Here is a 19,454-nt window from a genome sequence, read left to right on the forward strand (position 1 = left end):
CTTGGCAAATTTGTCCTTTTTTATTCGCTTTTTTCGCCTTATCAGCGATGTAAGCAATATTTTAAAATTTATTCCGGTTTTCCGTTCTCTTCTTCAGTGATTTTGAACTTCTTTGAAACAATCATAATAACTACCCCTGCAATCATAAACGGAATAGAAAGAACCTGTCCGGTGTTTAAGTTTCCTATCTGGATAAATTCATCTCCCTGTGGTTCTTTAAGGAATTCAACAAAGAAACGGATGGCCCAAAGAATGATGAAGAACAGACCGAATAACCATCCTTGCTGATATTTTTTATCCGTTTTTCTATATAAGATCCATAGCAGGATGAAAAGAGCAACATATCCTATTGCCTCAAATAACTGGCTTGGATAACGAGGTACAGTAAGACCGTATTCACTGCTCTGCTGAGGGAAAAGTAAAGCAAAAGGAGAATTAGCGTCTGCAGGCTTACCTAAGATTTCAGAATTGAAAAAGTTCCCCATTCTTACAAATGCACCTCCTAAAGCTACAACAATACCCAATCTGTCATATACCCAGAAAGGATTTTTCTTAATGATTTTAAAAGAATAATAAAGAGTAGTGAAGATCAAGGCGATAGTAGCTCCATGGCTTGCTAGCCCTGAAAACCCTGTAAATTTAAATCCATTTTTAGTACTGATAGGTAAAAATACACTCCAGAAGTCCTGCTTAAACAATTCCGGCTGGTAAAAAATAACGTGGCCTAATCTTGCTCCCAGAATGGTTCCTATCAAAGTCCATGTGAAAAGAGGTTCCAGGTATTTTTGATTTACATTGTCAATCTTGAAAATTCTTGTCATGAGAATATATCCGAACCCAAAGGCAAACACAAACATGAGGCTGTAAAAATGCAGCGTGAAACCACCTATTTGGATTCCTTTAGAAGGATCCCATATTTTAAATGGAGTTTTAAGTTCTACTTTATCAGAATCTGTAATCGGTTTTGCCGATTTTACAGCATATTTAAATGTCGTGATGTTATCTTTGTTAGCAGCAGTTTCAATCAGTTTGAAATTTTTATCAAAAAACTGATACTTTGAATCCTTGAATTTTGCCAAAGTCGAAATCCCATAATTGTAATAAGCCGTCTCAAAATTAGCCTCATTCAGGATAACGACAACATTATTATTGATAGCTCTGTCCGGAAAAGCAGTAAGATCTCCAAACTCTGTAGTAGAAAAGATCTTTACAGGAACATTATTTCCGTTGATATCCAAAGTTCCATCAGATAAACCTCCGGGGTATTCCTGTGCTACAAGACACTGCGTAATCAATGCAAATAGTACCAGATAAATTCTGAAAAAAATAGTATTCATTTTTCTATTGATTTAATCGTTTGATTTTTTAATGATGATGTTTCGGCGGAACAGGGTCGTATCCGCTTCCTCCCCAGGGGTGGCAGCTCAAAATCCTTTTAAATCCCATCCAAAAGCCTTTAAATAAACCATGAACCTTAAGCGCTTCCAGCATGTAGTGTGAGCATGTAGGTTCGTAACGGCAGTTTTTGGGAAGTATAGGCGAGATAAACCACTGGTAAAATTTTATCAAAATTACCAAAGGAAATGTAATGATTTTATTGAATGTAAGTTTCAAAACAATGCAAAAATAGCGTAAAAAAATGAAAATTAGTTTAATTTTGTTAGAAGTTTCGGAGTTCGAAAATCTGAAATATGGATCCTAAAAAATAAAATTACTTTGAATCAAAATATTCCATTAGCTGAAAAATTAAGACCCAAAAATCTGAGTGAGGTACTGGGACAGGAGCATCTTACCGGCGAAAAAGGAACCATCAGGAAAATGATTGAAAATGACACCCTGAATTCCTTAATCTTTTGGGGACCTCCCGGAACAGGAAAAACAACGCTGGCAGAAATAATCTCTGAACAGTCAGGCAGAAAGTTCTATAAACTTTCGGCTGTTTCTTCCGGAGTAAAAGATGTGCGTGATGTAATTGATGATGCTAAAAAACAGAACTTATTTTCTGGTAAACCTCCTATTTTATTCATAGATGAGATTCACCGTTTTAATAAATCCCAGCAGGACTCATTGCTTCATGCAGTAGAAAAAGGATGGATTGTTCTTATAGGAGCAACTACAGAAAACCCAAGTTTTGAAGTGGTTTCCGCATTGCTTTCCAGAAGTCAGGTCTATGTTTTAAAAGCATTAAGCTATGAAAAGCTTGAAGAACTTGTTGACATTGCTTCTGCGAGATATAATAAAGAGGAGGGAACCGATTTTAAAATTCTTGAAAAAGAAGCCTTCATTCAATATTCTGGAGGAGATGCCCGAAAACTGATCAATTCGGTAGAACTTGTTCTGAACCAATATAAGAATTCTAAGGTAGAGGAAATCATCAATGCAGATGTTCTTGAGGTGCTTCAGGAAACCATGGCTCTTTATGATAAGAATGGAGAACAGCATTATGATATTATCTCAGCTTTTATCAAATCGATGAGAGGAAGTGATCCAAATGGTGCCGTTTATTGGCTGGCAAGAATGATTGCGGGTGGGGAAGATATTAAGTTTATTGCAAGGCGAATGCTTATTCTGGCTGCTGAAGATGTTGGACTGGCTAATCCTAATGCTTTGGTGATTGCGAACAATTGTTTTCAGGCGGTAAACGTTATCGGAAACCCTGAGGCAAGGATTATTCTCAGTGAAACAGCGGTGTATCTTGCGGTATCTCCTAAGAGTAATTCGGCTTACATGGCTATTAATGATGCCCTGGCGTTGGTGAAGCAAACCGGGAATCTTCCGGTTCCTCTTCATTTGAGAAATGCTCCAACCAAATTGATGAAAGATCTTGACTATGGAAAAGAATACAAATACGCCCATTCTTACGAAGGTAATTTTGTAGATCAGGATTTTCTTCCCGAAGAAATTAAAAATATTAAGTTATATGAGCCCGGAAACAATTCTACGGAAAAGAAAATCTATGAAGAATTAAAGAAAAAATGGAATCATAAATATTAAAATAAAAAAGGCTATCTCACTTTTGAGACAGCCTCTTTTGTTTATATCTTGATTGGAAATTACTCAGTGGTGGAAATGAATAACGTCTTTTTGCCATTATAATTCTTTTCCTCAGTTTTTTTCTTGATTTGTGGGTAGATTAAGGTTTTTGTATCATTAACTTCCACACCGTCAATAAAAACAGGAGTATCCTGTGAAATTCCATACTGAACATTGATATCTGCCAATGACATGATGTCAAATATATTTTTTCCGTCCTTAAATTTATATTCAGCCACTCCTTTGGTAAATAATTTACTGTATTTTTTCAGATTCTGAGGAAGACTTGCCGGGGTGCTATATACTTTCGAAACCTGTACTAAGGATTTTTTTGTATTGAACATATCCACTGTTCCGATAACATTATCGGCAATAGCAAACTTTGGAGCAACTTTTTGCTGTGCTACTAAAGCCACAGACGATAGTAGTAAAAAAGAATAGAGTAATTTTTTCATAATCAGAATAAGTAAATATTAAAAACGAGATAAATATAGTTATTTTTTATAAAATGTGAACGGAATGTTCCATTGTTTTAGGTTCTGCTTAGTAATAAACTTATTTTCTATTGATTATGAGTCTTTGTGGTCTTCAAATTCCTTCTTTTTGTCAACCATGTTTTTAATGATATTTTTAAGGCGCTGAAAAGTAAAAGAGCTTAGTAATAAAATAACTCCAAGGGCAATAAATGCACTGATTCTTGAAATATTGTCCATCTGCCATACGTCGTAAGCATAAAGTTTTAAGATCATTAGTCCTATCAGTGCAAAACCAATCTTGTTGTATTCCTGAATGTCTTTTTTCAACCCTATATAAATAAAAATACTGGCAAGAACAGCCCATATTATCGGAAGGTAAAGAATATTAAAATGTTCTTTGGCTGCATAAGAATGAAGAACGTCCTTAGAAACTGTTATAACATAGGAGTGATGAAGTTCACAGCTTACAGAAATGATGGTTGCCAGAGAAAGTATCCAGTAAGAAATGGTACGTTTATGAAATTCTGAGGAAGGAATAATACGGAAACATACATATATAAAAGGAATCCATTGAAGCAAATGCAGCAGATAAAAACCGGTAGATAATTTCCCGGATAGAATAGTGTCCACAACGTTTGAGGTGGCTATTGATATATTGATTGCGGCAAGAAGGAGCAAAACATAGAGTAAAACCGTTTGAACTTCACTTCGGATCTCCAGTCGGTTTTTAAAAGCTAATAATACGAAAATATAATAAATGCTATATAATAATCCTGTAGTAAGAACTGCGGACCATGGCATTTCGGAAAGATGACATATAATTTCCAGAAGGAAGGTTGTGTAGATGACTCCGTAGCTGGCTACGGTAATAAGATCTTCAAAGAAACTGTTCTCTTTTTCCTTTGTACTGTTTTTTAGTAAATATAAATTAATAATACTTGAAGCGATGGTAAATGAACTCGTAAGGAAGACACGATTAAAGATAATAGTATAATGTTTTACCCCAAGATAATCTGTCCATGTAATAGTTTGAGCGATCAATACCAGAGGAAAAAGAATATAAAAACAGATTTTGAAAATCTGGTGACAGGTTTTTTTCCAGATGAAAAGAAGTAAAGTAGCTTCTATTGCCCAAATGCTGGTGATGAGGTGAGTTTTGAACTGAATAGCAACAGCTGCTGTGATCAGACTGGTTGTGATTCCTGCAAATACTGCATACGGTATTTCGAAACTTTTTCGTCCGTATTCTCTAAAAATAAGAATAGAATTGATTACTGCAAGAATAAGAGGGAAAATAATCGCAGGTTCATACTGTAGTTCATTAAAAATATAAATCGGACCTAAAATACTTGAAAAATTAACGAAAGCAAGCATTAAAATATCAGCCGTTGAAAGCTTACCTTTCTTAATATAATCCTGTAAAGCAAAAATATAAAAGATGGCATAACTGATCATATAAAAAACAATCGCTAAAATCTCAGGATCATCCGTGGTCCAGTAAAGAAGATAACAGGTTGTAAAAATATAAGCGGTCAAGCCAACACTTTTCCAATGTTGAAGGAAAGATATGATAAGCATTCCTATATTTAAAAGACTCAGGTAAATAAACAGGAAAGGATAATTGCTCTCTCCCGTGCTGATCATCAATGGAGCGGTAAACCCACCAATCAACGAAAAAATAATGAGAACTTCACTTTTATAATAATAAGATAGAATGATAGAAGCGGCCGTAATCAAACTTGTGATGACAAAAGCTGTGTTCTGAGCAAAAAGATGATATTCCCGGAATGCGATGGTTACAGTGAAATAGAGAACAGCAATTCCACCTCCCGTAATAATAGAAGCAAAAGTTGTATAATTTTTTCTGAGGAAATGCCCAATAAGGATGATGACTGCTCCGGTAAAGAATCCAATTCCGGCTCTTGCAATTTCTCCGATCCAGTTTTTGTCTATCGCGTACTTTACAAAATAACCAATTCCGAGAACAAGAGTGAAAATACCAATAATGGTAAGTGCATTTTGTTTTAAAAAATCAAATAGGGGAGTAATCCAATCTTTTTGAGGAACAGTCTGAGGCGGATCATTTTCAGGGAATCTTATATTTTCTCTTTCGTCTTCATGAGGTAGTGGCTGTTCAGGAGCAATAATATTATCTGGCAGAATATTTTCTTTGACCGTTTTAGTTGTTGAAGGGGGGGTGTTGATTTTAGACCTAAGATCAGATATTTCCTTCTCAAGCCTTCTGATTTTTGAATTCAGATTGTTAAAAATAATGATAATAACTATGACTAATACGGCTGCGAAAAATTCATTCATGCTATAGTTTTTATCAAATATAAAGAAATGTGTTCAAAAACACGGCCAAAAATTAACCCATCACAGTATAGCGATGGGTTAACGGTATAGATAACTAACAATATGTTTTTTTAATTAGATACTTTATAGATGTAGAAAGAGGCAACACTGGAACCAAGTAAACCTACGTCTAATGCTGTTGATCCTGTAAGACCTAAAGAAATTTTATCTCCAGCCTGGAACGAATACAAAGAGTTGATTGTTGTTTCAGATATGGTCAAGCTTAACACAAGAAGGTTTGCTCCACTGAAAGGGCGGGAGTCAATAGTAGTAGCTACTCCGGCTCTTGTTCTTACAATACCTATTCCCGGGCTGTTGGCTAATATGGAAGCCTGTAACCCTGTTCCATAACGGAAGCTGAACGATATAGCATAAACGCCCGTAGAAGGAATAGTGTAGGTATTATCTGTGTCGGAGAACAAGCTGGCAGATCCTATTGTTCTTTCAGCCTGTAGGAAATTTACAGATCTGAAACCCGTTGGGAAAAGACCTAGTGATAAAAGGCTGATTCCAGCTGTTTTTTTTGCGGCATACATAGTGGTATTGGTTCCGGAGGCTGCGATTATAAGCTGAGGATCCAGTGCAAAAACTTCTGTAGTGGCCACATCTTGAGCTAAAACCTGATATCCAGTTACAGTAGCCGCAGATGGAGTAACCCTAACTCTTAATGTTCCATTAACGTCCAAAGTGGCTGTAGGTGTGTCTGTATTAATACCAACTTGTGAAAATAAAGGCAATGAAGCGAACGCTAATATTAAGCTGCAAATTTTAGTTTTCATGATCAAGATTTTTAATTAGTTGTTAACAAATATACAATAAAAATCATATTCTTTATTATGGATTTTTCATTTTTAACGTTAATATATTGTAATATATTTAAACATATGTTTGTTTTTTGGTGTAAAATATTACATAATTAATTTACGAGTTATTATTGTTATTTATCGATTAAAAGAGTGTTTGTGAATGGTTTGAAAAAAATAATTCTCCCTTTTAGGTGGGTTATTTTTTAGTGATTTAACCTGTTGTGAGTTAGGTGATTATTTTTGTTTTTTTCTTTATTTTAAGCATAAAAAAAGCACTGTTTTCCCATAACAGTGCTCTTTTTTATAGATTTTAGCCTACGTTTTTTAGCTTTCAAGAAGGAATTCTTTATAGTTTCCAAGAAAATCGACATCGGCATTAATAGATTCCAGTTCTTTCAGAGAGTTTCCATGTAAAACATCCTCCCAATGTCCTTCCACATTTATAAAGAAAAAATAATTACCCAGACCTGTTTTCAATGTTCTGGATTCAATTTTGCTGAGGTTCATTTTTCTCCAGGCAAAAACAGACAAAACCTGATGCAGCCCTCCAGGGTGATCTTCAGGAAGAGTGATCAACATTCCTGATTTTTCTCCAAGAATTTCCAGATTCTGGTTTTCATATTTTTCCTGATGCTTAGAGATTACAATAAATCTTGTGTGGTTCTGTTCAAAATCCTGAATATTTCGGTCTACGATTTTAAGGCCATACAAATTAGCTGCAAACTGATTGGCAACGGCAGCAATTTTAGTCTCCGGATTTTCCGAAACAAATTTAGCGGCTGCGGCTGTAGAAGAAAAATCCTGCTTAGGAATCTCTTTATAATGCGTATCCAGGAAATGGAAACTCTGCGCCAATGCCTGAGGGTGCGAATATATTCTTTCGATATCTTCTATCGTATTTTCAGGATGAATCATCAGGTGATGGGCAATAGGCATTACCGCTTCCGCTTCGATTTTGATGGACGGGGTCTTATATAAATAATCCAGCGTCATAGAAACAGTTCCTTCAATAGAATTTTCCAAGGGAACAACGGCCTTTAGCGCTTCTCCGTTTTCCACTGCATAGAAACAATCCAGAATACTGGCTTGTGGTAAAAGCTCTTCGTTAGGGAAAAGCTGTGCAGCGGCAAGTTGGGTGAAACTGGCATGAGGCCCCAAAAATGCAATCTTCATAAATAATAATATATATAAGGTATGATAAACAAATACAAAGGTGCGAATTAATTCACAAATAAGACCCAACAGTAAAAGTTAAAAATAGAGCATGAAAAATTGAAAATTGACATTTAAATAATAAGCGATTGGTAACTTTCCACTTTCAGTTTAATCATGTAAAAATTTCTATTTTATATTTTGAACTTATATAGGATTCTGGTTCGGAATATTTCTTACTCCTTGCCATTTCTATTAGTCACTGGTAGTCTCTTTCCAGTTCTTCTCAATGAGTTCCATTAAAAACTCCGGACATTTAATAACTTTATTCGTTTTGGAGTCTAAAAAGAAGAGTGTAGTGGTAGCTTCTGTAATTTTAATATGTTCTTCATTGTAAATTTCATATTCAAATTCAATCCTAACTCCCGGGATTTTTTTTACATATGTATGAATTTCTAAATTTTGATCATACAAAGCTGGTCGCAAATATTTAATTTTGTAGTCTGAAACCGGAAGCCAAATTCCTTGGTTTTCAATTTCATCGTATGAAATTCCTATGCTTCTGAAGAGTTCAACCCGGGCAACTTCGAAGTACTGAGCATAGTTTCCGTAGTATACATATTTCATAGGATCTGTTTCGGCGTAACGTACTCGTATTGAGTGTGTTGTGTGTATCATTTTAGGTCTTAAATTATACATACAAATATATTTTTAAATAATCAATAGGTGCAATATTTTTTTTTGAAAAGAAAATATTGGACCTTTGTCTTCCTTCTAAAAACAGTACAAACAAAGAATAATCGGGGCATAAAAAATGGATGATAATTTAATGATGTTATGGCAGAAATGCCTTCAGTTTATGCGTGATAACTTAAACGCGGCTGAAGACAATTCTGACTTGAAAAAACTTGAAAAATCTTTCGATATGTTATTTGATAAGGTTGAGCCACTTTCATTAGTTGCGAACAACCTTACACTTATCGTACCGAGTGATTTTTACAAGGAATATATTGAGGATAATTATCTGTCCTTACTTTCTGCTGCCCTGAAGAAAAATATAGGAAAAGGAGTAAAATTATGGTATTCTGTAATGGAAAACAGACCAAAAGGTCTTGAAAAACCCGTTACTATGAACATGAAGGGACAAAGCGTTCCTACTCCAAAAACACAGGAAACAATGCCACAAGGATTTTCAGCTAATATTGTAAACCCATTTGTGGTCCCTGGAATAAGAAAAGTAAACATAGATTCTAACCTTAAACCTGACTATTCTTTTGATAGTTATGTAGAAGGAGAAAGCAATAAGTTTGCTGCAACAGTAGCAAGATCTATCGCTAAAAGACCAGGAGCTACCGCATTCAACCCATTATTCTTATATGGAGGGTATGGAGTTGGAAAAACGCACTTGGGGCAGGCTGTTGGTCTCGAAGTGAAAAACCAGTTTCCGGATAAAGTGGTTCTTTACCTATCATCTGAAAAATTCATTCAACAGTTTATTTCTGCCGCTAAAGCACATAAGCAGACAGAATTTGCCAATTTCTACCAAATGGTGGATGTTCTTATTATTGATGATATCCAGTTCTTATCAGGAAAATCTGCTACGCAGGACAGTTTCTTCCATATTTTTGATCATTTACATCAGAATGGAAAGCAGATTATCCTTACTTCAGATAAAGCTCCTGCCGATATTATGGATATTCAGGACAGAATTGTTTCCCGTTTCAAATGGGGACTTTCTGCAGAAATCAAATCTCCTGATTTATCTACAAGAAGACAGATCATTGAAGACAAATTAAGCAGAGACGGAATTGTTCTTCCTGGTGATATGTTGGATTTTCTTGCTGCAGAAGCAAAAACCAATGTAAGAGAACTTATTGGAGTGATCAACTCGGTAATTGCGTACTCTACAGTATATAAGAGAGACCTGAGTCTTGAATTGTTAAAAGAAACCATCAATAGAATTGCTGCTAACCAGAAAAAGGTAATCAACATTCCTTATATTCAGGATGTGGTATGCGACTATTTCGGAATCAAGAAAGAACAGCTTCTATCTAAAACAAGAAAAAGAGAGATTGCATTACCAAGACAGCTTGCCATGTATTTCTCAAAAGCATTTACCAACTCTACATTTACCAAGATTGGTGAAGAAATGGGAGGGAAAGATCACTCAACGGTAATGTACGCCTGCGATACCATCAAAGACGTATCAAAAATTGATAAAGAAATCAAGAAATACGTTAAAGATCTTACCGAAAGAATCAAACAGTAGATATCCTGCTAAGCTAAAATATTTGAAATGAAGAATCGTTGTATTCTTCATTTTTTATTTAGTTTTGTCCATACAAATAAACCTTTTTCTTTTTAATAATAGCCTATGAAAATATTAATGGTCTGTTTAGGTAATATATGCAGAAGTCCGCTGGCAGAAGGAATAATGAAAACAAAACTTACTGAGGATTTTCTGATTGATTCTGCAGGAACCATTTCGATGCATGAAGGGGAACATCCTGACAGAAGAGCTGTGAAAACGGCTGCTAACCATACTATTGATATTTCCCAACAAAAATCGAGACCCATCACAAAAGATGATTTCAGAACTTTTGATAAAATCTACTGTATGGATGCTTCGGTATATAAAGAAGTTGTTTCCAGGGCAGAAAATCAGGAAGAACGTCAGAAGGTTTTATTATTTTTAGAGGCTGCGGGAACTCATGGAAATACAGATGTTCCGGATCCTTATTGGGGTGGAATGGAAGACTTTGAAAAGGTTTACCAGCTATTAGATAAAGGATGTGATGCTATTGTAACACAGATTGTCGTCTAATATGAAAAAACTGCTGTTGCTGTTTATATTGGTGTCTGTTTTTGTTTCCGCACAACAGCAGGATGAAGTTACTCTTCGCCAGCTTGCCAACAAATATACAACCTTGCTGAATGCAGAAGGAAAGGAAGAGGAACTTTTCAAAATGTTTTACGGACCGGTTCAGGTAAATGGTGTTTTTACCGCCAGGAGTTTTGCCAAACGAACAGATAGGGTGGCTGAAGCTTCTCAGATACACACAGAAGACTATAAAACTTTTATTACGGGTTTTAAAAAATATAGGTCTCAAAATAAAACAGACAATGTTCAGGTCATTACTGACGGTGAAATTGCTTCAGTAACTTCAGACTACAGCTGCTTTTATAAAGACGTTATGGAACATTGGGGAAAAGAAATTCTTACCTTTGTGAAAATAAACAACGATTGGAAGATTTCATCGGTAACCTTTTCCATGGAACTCGCTCATCATTTCAAACAACCTTCTTTACAAGAAAGAACAAAAAAATAATACAATGCTTTTTTTACTTCCAGCTTATCTTTCAGAAAATACTTCTATCACTCATTTTTCACCTGTGATCAAAGAATATATTATGCAGACCGATTACTTTTTCGTGGAAAATGAAAAAACAGCCAGAAAAGTGGTTAAGTTTTTCGCTCCTGAAAAAAAACAGTCCGATCTGAAATTATTCCTGTTGGATAAATATACGGAAAATGCAGATATCAAAGAGGCTCAGGAACTGATGTTGAAAGGTCAGGATTTTGGACTGCTTTCAGAAGCGGGTTTGCCTTGTATTGCTGATCCCGGAAATCTTATCGTAAAATGGTGTCATGAGAAAAATATCAGAGTAATACCCATTTCCGGTCCGTCTTCTATTATTTTGGCTCTGATATCAAGTGGGTTCAATGGGCAGGAATTTACTTTCCATGGGTATCTTCCGATTGATAAAAGTGAGAAAAAGAAACAGATCATGAATCTCGAAAGTCTTGTTCAGAAAACGGGGTATTCACAGATTTTCATGGAGACGCCTTACAGAAACAATCCGCTTTTTGAAGATTTGTGTAAGTTTTTGCCACCCAATACCAAGCTTTGTATTGCTGCCAACATCAATGATCCCGAGCACGAATTTATTAAAACCAAGACCATAAAAGACTGGCAGAAACAAAAGCCAGAGCTTCATAAAATTCCTGCCGTATTTGTGCTGGGGAAATAAACAATACTCCTTCTAGTTAATAAATTATTAGGAGTATTTTATACTTACAAGCTGGGTATTGGTCATGAGGATCAGTCACCCGGCTTTTTTATTTATAAAAATTTTCATTAATTCCTTAGAAATCATAGAACTAACATTGTTTTCAGTTTCATCTTCTCTCTTCCAGTTTTTTTATCTTGATTTAAACTAAATTTATTTCAATAATATGTGATTAATTTACTTGAATTTTCATATTTTTATGTTTTAAAATGTTATGATTATATGTTAATAATAATATGTTATGAATTGTTATTTTGTGTTTTAACTTCAAATATTAACTAATTTATTTTGTTTAATTTAATTTTCATTAAGTATTTTATAATTTAAAATGCTTTAAGCCAACACCCTTTATATTTCTTTAGTTATTGAGAGTATAAATAATTTTAAATTCATTTTTAAACAAAATTGATCCAATAAAATCAACACCAAATATTTAAATATGATGACACGTAAAATTTTTTTTCCGGTATTGCTCATGCTGGCGATGCTGGTACCTTCTTTAATTCATCTGTCTGCACACGGATATGTACTAAGTCCTGCCTCAAGAGGATATCAGGGAAGTCTTGATAAGGCTTCACTTGGCTATTCTGTAGCATTCGGAAAATATGGTTCTGTCATTAATGAGCCCGGTTCTCTGGAAGCGCCAAAAGGCTTTCCTGCATTGGGTCCGGCAGATGGAAAGATTGCTTCTGCTAATGGAAGTATTGGGGGAGACACTATGCTGGATCTCCAAACTGCTGACCGTTGGAAGAAAACCAATATTACCACGGGTGTCAATGCCTTTATCTGGAAATATCTGGCTTATCATGCGACTGCAAAATGGCATTATTACATGACAAAGCAAGGATGGGATCCTAATAAACCTCTTTCCCGCCAGGATCTTGAGCTCATTGGAACAGTTACGCATAATGGTACACCACCGCAGGATAATGTTTCTCATCAGATTACAGTTCCTGCTAACCGTACGGGTTATCATATAATTTTAGCGGTTTGGGATGTAGCTGATACTACAAATGCATTTTATAATGTTATTGATGTTAACGTAACGTCTGGAACAGGAGTTTCAGCACCTGCCACTCCTACAGGATTAACACAAATAGGAGTAACAAGTTCTTCTGCTAAAATGAGCTGGATTCCACAGCCAGATGCAGTATCTTATGCTGTTTTCCGCAACGGACAAAGCATTCAGCAGGTAAGCGTGGCTGCATTTGAAGATACCGGCTTAACTGCCAATACGGTTTATATGTACGAAATACAGGCAAAAGGTTCTTCGGGGCTCACTTCAGGAAAAAGTACACCACTCAATATAAAAACGAACAGTGAGGGTATACAGGAAAAACCCACAGCACCATCAAACCTTCACTCAATGGGAGCTACTGAAAACTCCGTTTCATTAATGTGGATGGCTTCGACCCATACACAAGGTATTAAAAACTATCAGGTATTTGAAAATGGGATTAAGGTAGGAGAAACTGTACAAACAAGCTTTTCACGAGTAGGATTAGCACAAGACACGGAATATCTTTATACTGTAAGATCTGTTGCGATGAACGATCAGATTTCTGAAATGAGTAATGAATTAAAAGTCCGAACTAAGAAAATTACACCGGGGAATGGTCAGACGTATTGTGGAGCAGAACAGTATAATCCTGCCAATGCATATCCTACAGCTGGAGCAAAAGTTTTTTATGCCTGTAAAATCTGGAAAAATAAATGGTATGCTAATCCGGGAGAGCTTCCGGGAACAGATATGGTATGGGAGGAAATCAGTGTATGCACAGAAGGTCCCGGGTGTCAGTCAAGCGGTCCGGTTACCTATTGTGGTGCACAAGAATATAATCCGGCAAAAACTTATCCAACAGCAGGAACAAAGGTTTTCTATGCCTGCAAAATATGGGAAAATAAATGGTATGCTAATTCAGCAGAAACTCCGGGAAGTAATCCTGTCTGGAAAGTAATCGATACCTGCACTGAAGGTCCGGGTTGTACATCCGGTCTTACAAGTAAAGAAGGCGGTCTTTCAGTAATTGTGTCTGATCATATGATCAGTTTTTCACCGGAAGACTATTATGGAAAAATGAGTAGAGTGGATGTGATTAATCCTGCTGGAATTCAGATGCTTTCTTCTGTTAACCCAACAAAAAGCAGTATTAATATAAGTCATCTGCAAGCCGGAATTTATTTTGTGAGAATTCATTATAAAGATGGAAGCAGCATAACGAAAACGATCCGAAAGTAATAACAAAAATTTAGAATAAGAACAAAAACCACCTTGCCATCAAGGTGGTTTTTATCCTGCGAAAAGCTAATCCTTTTTTGGCTCTTTCAATATGAAGATTTAACAGGCCTTAACACGGTTATTGCATTATTTTTGTCCTTTAACGCTGTACTGGAAACAGTACAATTAAATTGTTGATAATGCAGTAGAAATCCGGGCATCGAAGATGCCCGGATTTTTTAATACATTAGTTTTTATCTTTTTTTCCAGATTTCCATTTCCTCCATAATAGCACCATAAATGGAATGATTAAAAAGAACGGCCATAATGAAACCATTCCCAGCAGAAAACTTACAAAACTGTTCCAACCTTCAGTCAGGGAATCAATAAAGCGACTTCCAAAACCGATTTTTGAGGTAGCTGAACTTCTCACTTTCTCTTTATATAAATTCAAATTCAAGGTACTGTAATTCACACGGTCATCAATAAAACGAAGCCTGCCCTCAGCCACGTCAATCTCATCTTCAAGTTCTCGGATATTTTCCTGAATTTCAAGCATATCTTTCGTGGTAGCAGCACTTTTAAGCATGTCCCTGTATTTTTCAAGATATATTTTTTTGTTAGCCAGCTTAATGGCTACATCAGTATATTCCTCTGTCACATCACTGGATGAAATATTTTTAGACAAAACAGATCCTACTCCATTTGAAAATGAGCTGATCAATGCATCGAAATTTTTATGAGGTACACGGATAATCAGAGTAAGATTATCATCCATATCCGTATTTTGAAACTCTTCTTTTTGGATATAAGCATTGTTTTTCCTGATGATCTCATTGACTTGGTTCTGCGTTTTTTTAATATCACCCACCTGAATTTTCATATCTCCGTTTTTGATGATTTTTTTGGAGATCGTATCTGTTTTTTTGGGGGTATAAACTTCTTTGTTGGTTCCATTTTCACCGGAGGCTGCCTTCTCAGAAACAGAAAATGGAGGAGGTGCAGGAGCAGATGAAGAATAAGGTGTTTTATCTTCTGTCAGAACTTCCATTAGGTCGGCTTTCACTTCCTGCTTTTCACCACCTGATTTGCTGCAATTGATTAGAATAAGACCAGATAATAAGAGAATAATTTTTTTCATGGGTATGTTAGTTTTTTATGGATATGATCAAAAAGCGTGCTCAAAAATGATCATTTGTAAGATAAAACGAAAGAATATTGAATGTTAATTCCATAAATAGCTTTAAAACCGACCTGAAAAATACGTATCCCAAAGCTGAAATCTCTAAAACATGAAAAAGAGTTCTATAAAGATTGTTACCTGGAAATACCCATATAATATGCCAGTTAAAATATAAGGTCACCTTCAAAAGAATGCAATAGACAGGATGAGAAGTAAAAGTCCTTACTCATTAATATTTGATTCCGGTTTTCTTTAGAATAAATCCGAGGAGCCATATAGGGCCTACCAGTAAAAATTGAATATCTTGTATGAAAGTAGGCTTTTTCCCTTCAATTTTATGCCCGATAAACTGGAAAACCCATGTGATGACAAAAACTAAAAGGTAGAGGATCCAGGATTGTTTTCCCAAACTGATATTGGTAAGATAGATAAAATGTTCTGCCAAAAACATCATCAAGATCATAATAATACTGATTCTGAATGAAAGCCTTATATAAAATAGGGTAATCAGAACAACCATGATGATGCTCACAATACTGATGCATCCGAAATACGAAATACAAAAATGAGGGGCGGGGACAAGAGATACAAACCCAAGTATAGTCCAGAAAATTAAGGGCACACAGATCCAGTGAATCATTTTATTGATGGCGTTTCTGTGACTTTTACTGTATTCTGCAAATAATAAATCTACCTTTCTCATCGTAGCGGAAGTTGATAATTGCTAAAATAATAAAATTTTGTAATCACTGATAAGATTGCTTACATTTGTGCTATGTCTGCCCTAGAAAAGTACGGAGTTGAGATTTTTACAGAACGTAATATCTTTGAAAGAATCGCTGTTGATAAGCCTTTCCGGCCAGATAATCCTGCATTTATTTTTATTAAATCAGGGACCATAAAGCTTCGCCAGCATTTCAGTGATCTGGAAGTTTCTGCCAATATGTTTATGGTGACCGATCCGCAGACGATCTATGAAGTGGTTTCTGTGACCGACGATTTTCAGTCCAGAATGGTTTCTTATAAAAGAGAATTTATTTCAGCTTTATCGCTAAAGTTCAATCGTCTCATTACTTACCGCTATTTCAGACAGCAGATGAATAAAGGGGTTCCTTTTCCCGAAAATGAAATGGAGGTAGTATGGAAAAGCGTTAACTTCCTTAAATATATCCTGGATTCTGAAACAGAAATGTTGTATAAAAAAGAAATGGTTGAACATCTTTTCTCTGTTTTCTGTTATCAGATGGCGGGAATTATTTCTAAAGAAGACAATAATTCTATGAACCAGATGTCCAGACAGGAAGAAATCGTATTTGTATTTCTTACAGACCTTGCCGAACATCACCTTACAGAACGAACTGTTGAGTTTTATGCCGAGCGGCAGTCGATTACAACCAGACATCTTTCCTCAGTAGTTAAGTCGATTACAGGTAAGTCTGCCAGTCATATCATTGCTCTTATTGTTATTAATGAGGCAAAAGTGCTTTTAAACTCTTCCAATAAACCTGTTTCAGAGATTTCTTCTATCCTTGGTTTCAGCGATCAATATTCATTTTCTCACTTTTTTAAAAAACATATTGAAGTGAGCCCTACACAATACCGACATCAGTTCGAAATTTAAAATCTTACATTTGAACATCTTTTTCCAAAAATCAAACATTTGATTGATTTTGTTGTTGACCTAACTTTGCATCTGTAAAACAAGGTAAAATGACAAAGAAAATAAAAACAGCACTATCTATTTTGATAGCAGCTTTTCCTGCGCTGTTTTTTTCGCAACAGATCAAACAGATGACTGCAGGTGAGGTGGCCGAACTGGCTGTACAAAATCATCAGCAGTTAAAAGTTTCTGCTCAGAACGTTGATATTGCGAAACAGAGCATTGCTATTACAAAGCTTCAGAAATTACCCACAATAACGGCATCTACAAGTCAATTCTATTTAGGGGATGCAGTTGCTATTGATAAAGACTTCTCAAACTCTACAAAAGTTCCGATGCCTCATTACGGAAGCTCTTATGCTGTACAGGCTACCCAGCTTATCTTCAAAGGAGGATTGGTGAACAAATCTATTGAAATGGCAGGGCTTCGTGAGCAGCTTTCTGAACTGGATCTGGAGAAAAACAAACAGGATGTGAAATTTTTAGTGATTTCAAACTATCTGGATGTGTATAAAATCATCAACCAAGAGGAGGTTTTTCAGAATAATAAAAAACTGGCTCAGGAACGTCTTAAAAATGTCCAGAAATTCTATCAGCAGGGTATGGTGACCCGAAATGAAGTGATTCGTGGTGAATTGGCGATTAAAAACCTTGATCAGGGTATTCTTACTCTTTTCAACAACAGAAAAATCTTATCCTATAATTTAGATATTGCATTGGGATTACCTACCGATACAGAAATTATTCCCACAGAAAGCTTAGGAAATAAAGATGCCGGTATTGGAATGGAATACTACACAGATCTTGCCCATGAAAAAAATCCTCTGCTGAAATCTGCCAAAAAGAATAGGGATGTAGCGGATAAGAATATCGAAATCATTAAAACAGATAATATGCCTACTGTAGCAGGTTTTGGAGGATATACCTTGCAAAGACCTATTACGACGAGAAATCCTGTTTTGGATATGTACTCAGGAGGATGGCAAACCGGTGTTTCTCTCAGTTACAATATAGATAATCTGTACAGAACAAAAGAAAAAGTAAAATTAGGTGAGCTGCAGAAGAATCAGGCGAATGATGCAATGACTTTGACACAGCAGAACATTGATATGGGAGTAAATGCTGCCTATACCAAGTACCAGGAAGCTATTCAACAGGCAGATATCCTTAATGATTCTAAAAAACTGGCAGAAGAAAACTATAAGATTACAGAAGCCAAATATCTGAATCAATTGGCAGTACAGGCGGAAATGATTGATGCCCAGAATCAGAAGCTGCAATCGGAACTGGATTATGCCAATGCGGAGATTAATGTTTTGTATCAATACTATAACCTTTTGAAATCTACCGGAACACTTTAATTTTTAAAACTGAAAATCAACACAATGGAAAACAAGGAACAAACCACTCAAAATACAACATCTGCAAATTCTGCTGCAGATCACAAAAAAAAGAAAAATAAAACCAATAAGATCAGAGCCATTATTTCCAATATTATCGTCTTTTTGGTGATTGGTTTTGGCTTATTCTGGCTGATTCGTGAATACTTTCACATCGGAAACAAAACCTATACGGAAGCCGCTCAGGTGGAGGAATTTATCAATCCGATCAATACAAGAGTTTCTGCTTATATTAAAGAAATTAAGTTTATAGAACATCAGAACGTGAAAAAGGGAGATACTTTGGTGATTCTGGATGACCGTGAAATTCTGACACAGCTTGGCCAGGCAGAAGCCGCTTATCAAAATGCACTAGCTCAGAAGACGGCAACAGGTTCTTCGGTAAATACAGTTTCCAATAATATCAACGTAATGGAATCCAATATTGCAGGTGCAAAAGCGAGACTTTGGAATGCTGAACAGAACCTGAACCGATACAAAAATCTTTTATCTGCAGAAGCCGTAACAAGACAGCAGTACGATCAGGTGAAGACAGAGTATGATGCTCAAAAAGCAGCTTATGAAACTTTAGTTAATCAAAAACAATCCGCTAACCTTTCTACAACAGAAGTAAAAAGCAGATTAGGAATCAACGATGCAGAGATCAAAAGAACAAAATCTGCATTGGATATGGCAAGAATAAACCTTTCTTATACGGTGATTACAGCACCTTATGACGGGGTAATGGGAAGAAGAACAATTTCTGAAGGGCAGCTGATACAACCCGGGCAACAGGTTGCTACCATCGTTTTGAACGGACAGAAGTGGGTGACGGCTAACTTCCTTGAAAGCCAGATGCCGAATATTAAAGTAGGTGAGAAAATAATGATGACTGCCGATGCTTTGGGAGGGAAAAAATTCGAAGGAGTGGTAACCGCCGTTTCTGCAGCTACCGGATCAAGATACTCAAGTGTACCGACGGATAATTCTACCGGAAACTTCATTAAAGTACAACAACGAATACCTGTAAGAATAGAGTTTACCAAATCTAACAACAAAGAAGATCTGAATAAACTGAGCGCAGGGATGAACATGAATGTAAATATTAATAAAGACTAAAA

18 protein-coding genes are annotated in these 19,454 nt (G+C 35.9%); 9 read left to right on the top strand and 9 right to left on the bottom strand.

Going from position 1 to position 19,454, the window contains the following annotated elements; genetic code table 11:
• Positions 1-68: 68 nt before the first annotated feature.
• Together lgt and yidD are read right to left on the bottom strand one after the other, a co-directional pair.
• Complete coding sequence (lgt, locus tag ACQ76T_RS02150) at positions 69-917, bottom strand: prolipoprotein diacylglyceryl transferase (protein ID WP_431343706.1); 849 nt, start codon at positions 915-917, stop codon at positions 69-71.
• Between the two features lie 448 nt (positions 918-1,365).
• Positions 1,366-1,614, bottom strand: coding sequence for a membrane protein insertion efficiency factor YidD (yidD, locus tag ACQ76T_RS02155; protein WP_431341708.1), 249 nt, complete (start codon positions 1,612-1,614; stop codon positions 1,366-1,368).
• Between the two features lie 102 nt (positions 1,615-1,716).
• Between yidD and ACQ76T_RS02160 the strand changes: the two genes are divergently transcribed.
• Positions 1,717-2,994 carry a replication-associated recombination protein A gene (locus tag ACQ76T_RS02160; RefSeq protein WP_431341709.1) on the top strand — a complete coding sequence of 426 codons (1,278 nt, stop codon included), beginning with the start codon at positions 1,717-1,719 and terminating at the stop codon, positions 2,992-2,994.
• 59 nt (positions 2,995-3,053) lie between these two features.
• Here ACQ76T_RS02160 and ACQ76T_RS02165 read toward each other — a convergent pair whose 3' ends face one another.
• The 5 genes from ACQ76T_RS02165 to ACQ76T_RS02185 form a co-directional block, all read right to left on the bottom strand.
• The gene (locus ACQ76T_RS02165) at positions 3,054-3,488 is read right to left on the bottom strand and encodes a hypothetical protein (RefSeq protein ID WP_431341710.1); all 435 of its coding nucleotides are present in this window, start codon (positions 3,486-3,488) and stop codon (positions 3,054-3,056) included.
• Between the two features lie 114 nt (positions 3,489-3,602).
• Positions 3,603-5,825, bottom strand: coding sequence for a DUF2339 domain-containing protein (locus tag ACQ76T_RS02170; RefSeq protein ID WP_431341711.1), 2,223 nt, complete (start codon positions 5,823-5,825; stop codon positions 3,603-3,605).
• A 110-nt stretch (positions 5,826-5,935) separates the two neighbouring features.
• Entirely contained in the window at positions 5,936-6,643 is a 708-nt protein-coding gene (locus ACQ76T_RS02175; RefSeq protein WP_431341712.1) for a hypothetical protein, read from the bottom strand.
• 351 nt (positions 6,644-6,994) lie between these two features.
• Complete coding sequence (pheA, locus tag ACQ76T_RS02180; RefSeq protein ID WP_431341713.1) at positions 6,995-7,843, bottom strand: prephenate dehydratase; 849 nt, start codon at positions 7,841-7,843, stop codon at positions 6,995-6,997.
• A 234-nt stretch (positions 7,844-8,077) separates the two neighbouring features.
• The gene (locus ACQ76T_RS02185; RefSeq protein ID WP_431341714.1) at positions 8,078-8,500 is read right to left on the bottom strand and encodes an acyl-CoA thioesterase; all 423 of its coding nucleotides are present in this window, start codon (positions 8,498-8,500) and stop codon (positions 8,078-8,080) included.
• Between the two features lie 136 nt (positions 8,501-8,636).
• Here ACQ76T_RS02185 and dnaA point away from each other — a divergent pair, with 136 nt between their 5' ends.
• The 5 genes from dnaA to ACQ76T_RS02210 all read left to right on the top strand — a co-directional run bounded on the left by dnaA (position 8,637) and on the right by ACQ76T_RS02210 (position 14,132).
• On the top strand, positions 8,637-10,091 hold the full coding sequence (gene dnaA / locus ACQ76T_RS02190; RefSeq protein ID WP_431341715.1) for a chromosomal replication initiator protein DnaA: 1,455 nt from the start codon (positions 8,637-8,639) through the stop codon (positions 10,089-10,091).
• A 105-nt stretch (positions 10,092-10,196) separates the two neighbouring features.
• On the top strand, positions 10,197-10,646 hold the full coding sequence (locus tag ACQ76T_RS02195) for a low molecular weight protein-tyrosine-phosphatase (RefSeq protein WP_431341716.1): 450 nt from the start codon (positions 10,197-10,199) through the stop codon (positions 10,644-10,646).
• Between the two features lies 1 nt (position 10,647).
• Positions 10,648-11,151, top strand: a complete 504-nt coding sequence (locus tag ACQ76T_RS02200; protein WP_431341717.1) for a nuclear transport factor 2 family protein — start codon at positions 10,648-10,650, stop codon at positions 11,149-11,151.
• A 4-nt stretch (positions 11,152-11,155) separates the two neighbouring features.
• A complete protein-coding gene (locus ACQ76T_RS02205; RefSeq protein ID WP_431341718.1) occupies positions 11,156-11,854 on the top strand; it encodes an SAM-dependent methyltransferase in 699 nt (232 codons plus the stop codon).
• 478 nt (positions 11,855-12,332) lie between these two features.
• A complete protein-coding gene (locus tag ACQ76T_RS02210; protein WP_431341719.1) occupies positions 12,333-14,132 on the top strand; it encodes a lytic polysaccharide monooxygenase in 1,800 nt (599 codons plus the stop codon).
• A gap of 226 nt (positions 14,133-14,358) precedes the next feature.
• On the opposite strand, the gene ACQ76T_RS02215 is transcribed toward ACQ76T_RS02210, so the two are convergent.
• Both ACQ76T_RS02215 and ACQ76T_RS02220 read right to left on the bottom strand, forming a co-directional pair.
• On the bottom strand, positions 14,359-15,252 hold the full coding sequence (locus ACQ76T_RS02215; RefSeq protein ID WP_431341720.1) for a DUF4349 domain-containing protein: 894 nt from the start codon (positions 15,250-15,252) through the stop codon (positions 14,359-14,361).
• A gap of 271 nt (positions 15,253-15,523) precedes the next feature.
• Positions 15,524-15,997 (bottom strand): DUF962 domain-containing protein, encoded by a 474-nt coding sequence (locus ACQ76T_RS02220; protein WP_431341721.1) that lies wholly within the window; start codon positions 15,995-15,997, stop codon positions 15,524-15,526.
• Between the two features lie 72 nt (positions 15,998-16,069).
• Here ACQ76T_RS02220 and ACQ76T_RS02225 point away from each other — a divergent pair, with 72 nt between their 5' ends.
• The 3 genes from ACQ76T_RS02225 to ACQ76T_RS02235 all read left to right on the top strand — a co-directional run bounded on the left by ACQ76T_RS02225 (position 16,070) and on the right by ACQ76T_RS02235 (position 19,452).
• Complete coding sequence (locus ACQ76T_RS02225; protein WP_431341722.1) at positions 16,070-16,915, top strand: helix-turn-helix domain-containing protein; 846 nt, start codon at positions 16,070-16,072, stop codon at positions 16,913-16,915.
• Between the two features lie 89 nt (positions 16,916-17,004).
• Positions 17,005-18,315, top strand: coding sequence for a TolC family protein (locus tag ACQ76T_RS02230; protein WP_431341723.1), 1,311 nt, complete (start codon positions 17,005-17,007; stop codon positions 18,313-18,315).
• Positions 18,316-18,339: 24 nt separating this feature from the next.
• On the top strand, positions 18,340-19,452 hold the full coding sequence (locus tag ACQ76T_RS02235; protein WP_431341724.1) for an HlyD family secretion protein: 1,113 nt from the start codon (positions 18,340-18,342) through the stop codon (positions 19,450-19,452).
• The last annotated feature ends 2 nt before the right edge of the window (positions 19,453-19,454 follow it).

Origin of the sequence: Chryseobacterium sp. JK1, assembly GCF_050632815.1 — a bacterium.
Classification (GTDB): Bacteria; Bacteroidota; Bacteroidia; order Flavobacteriales; family Weeksellaceae; genus Chryseobacterium.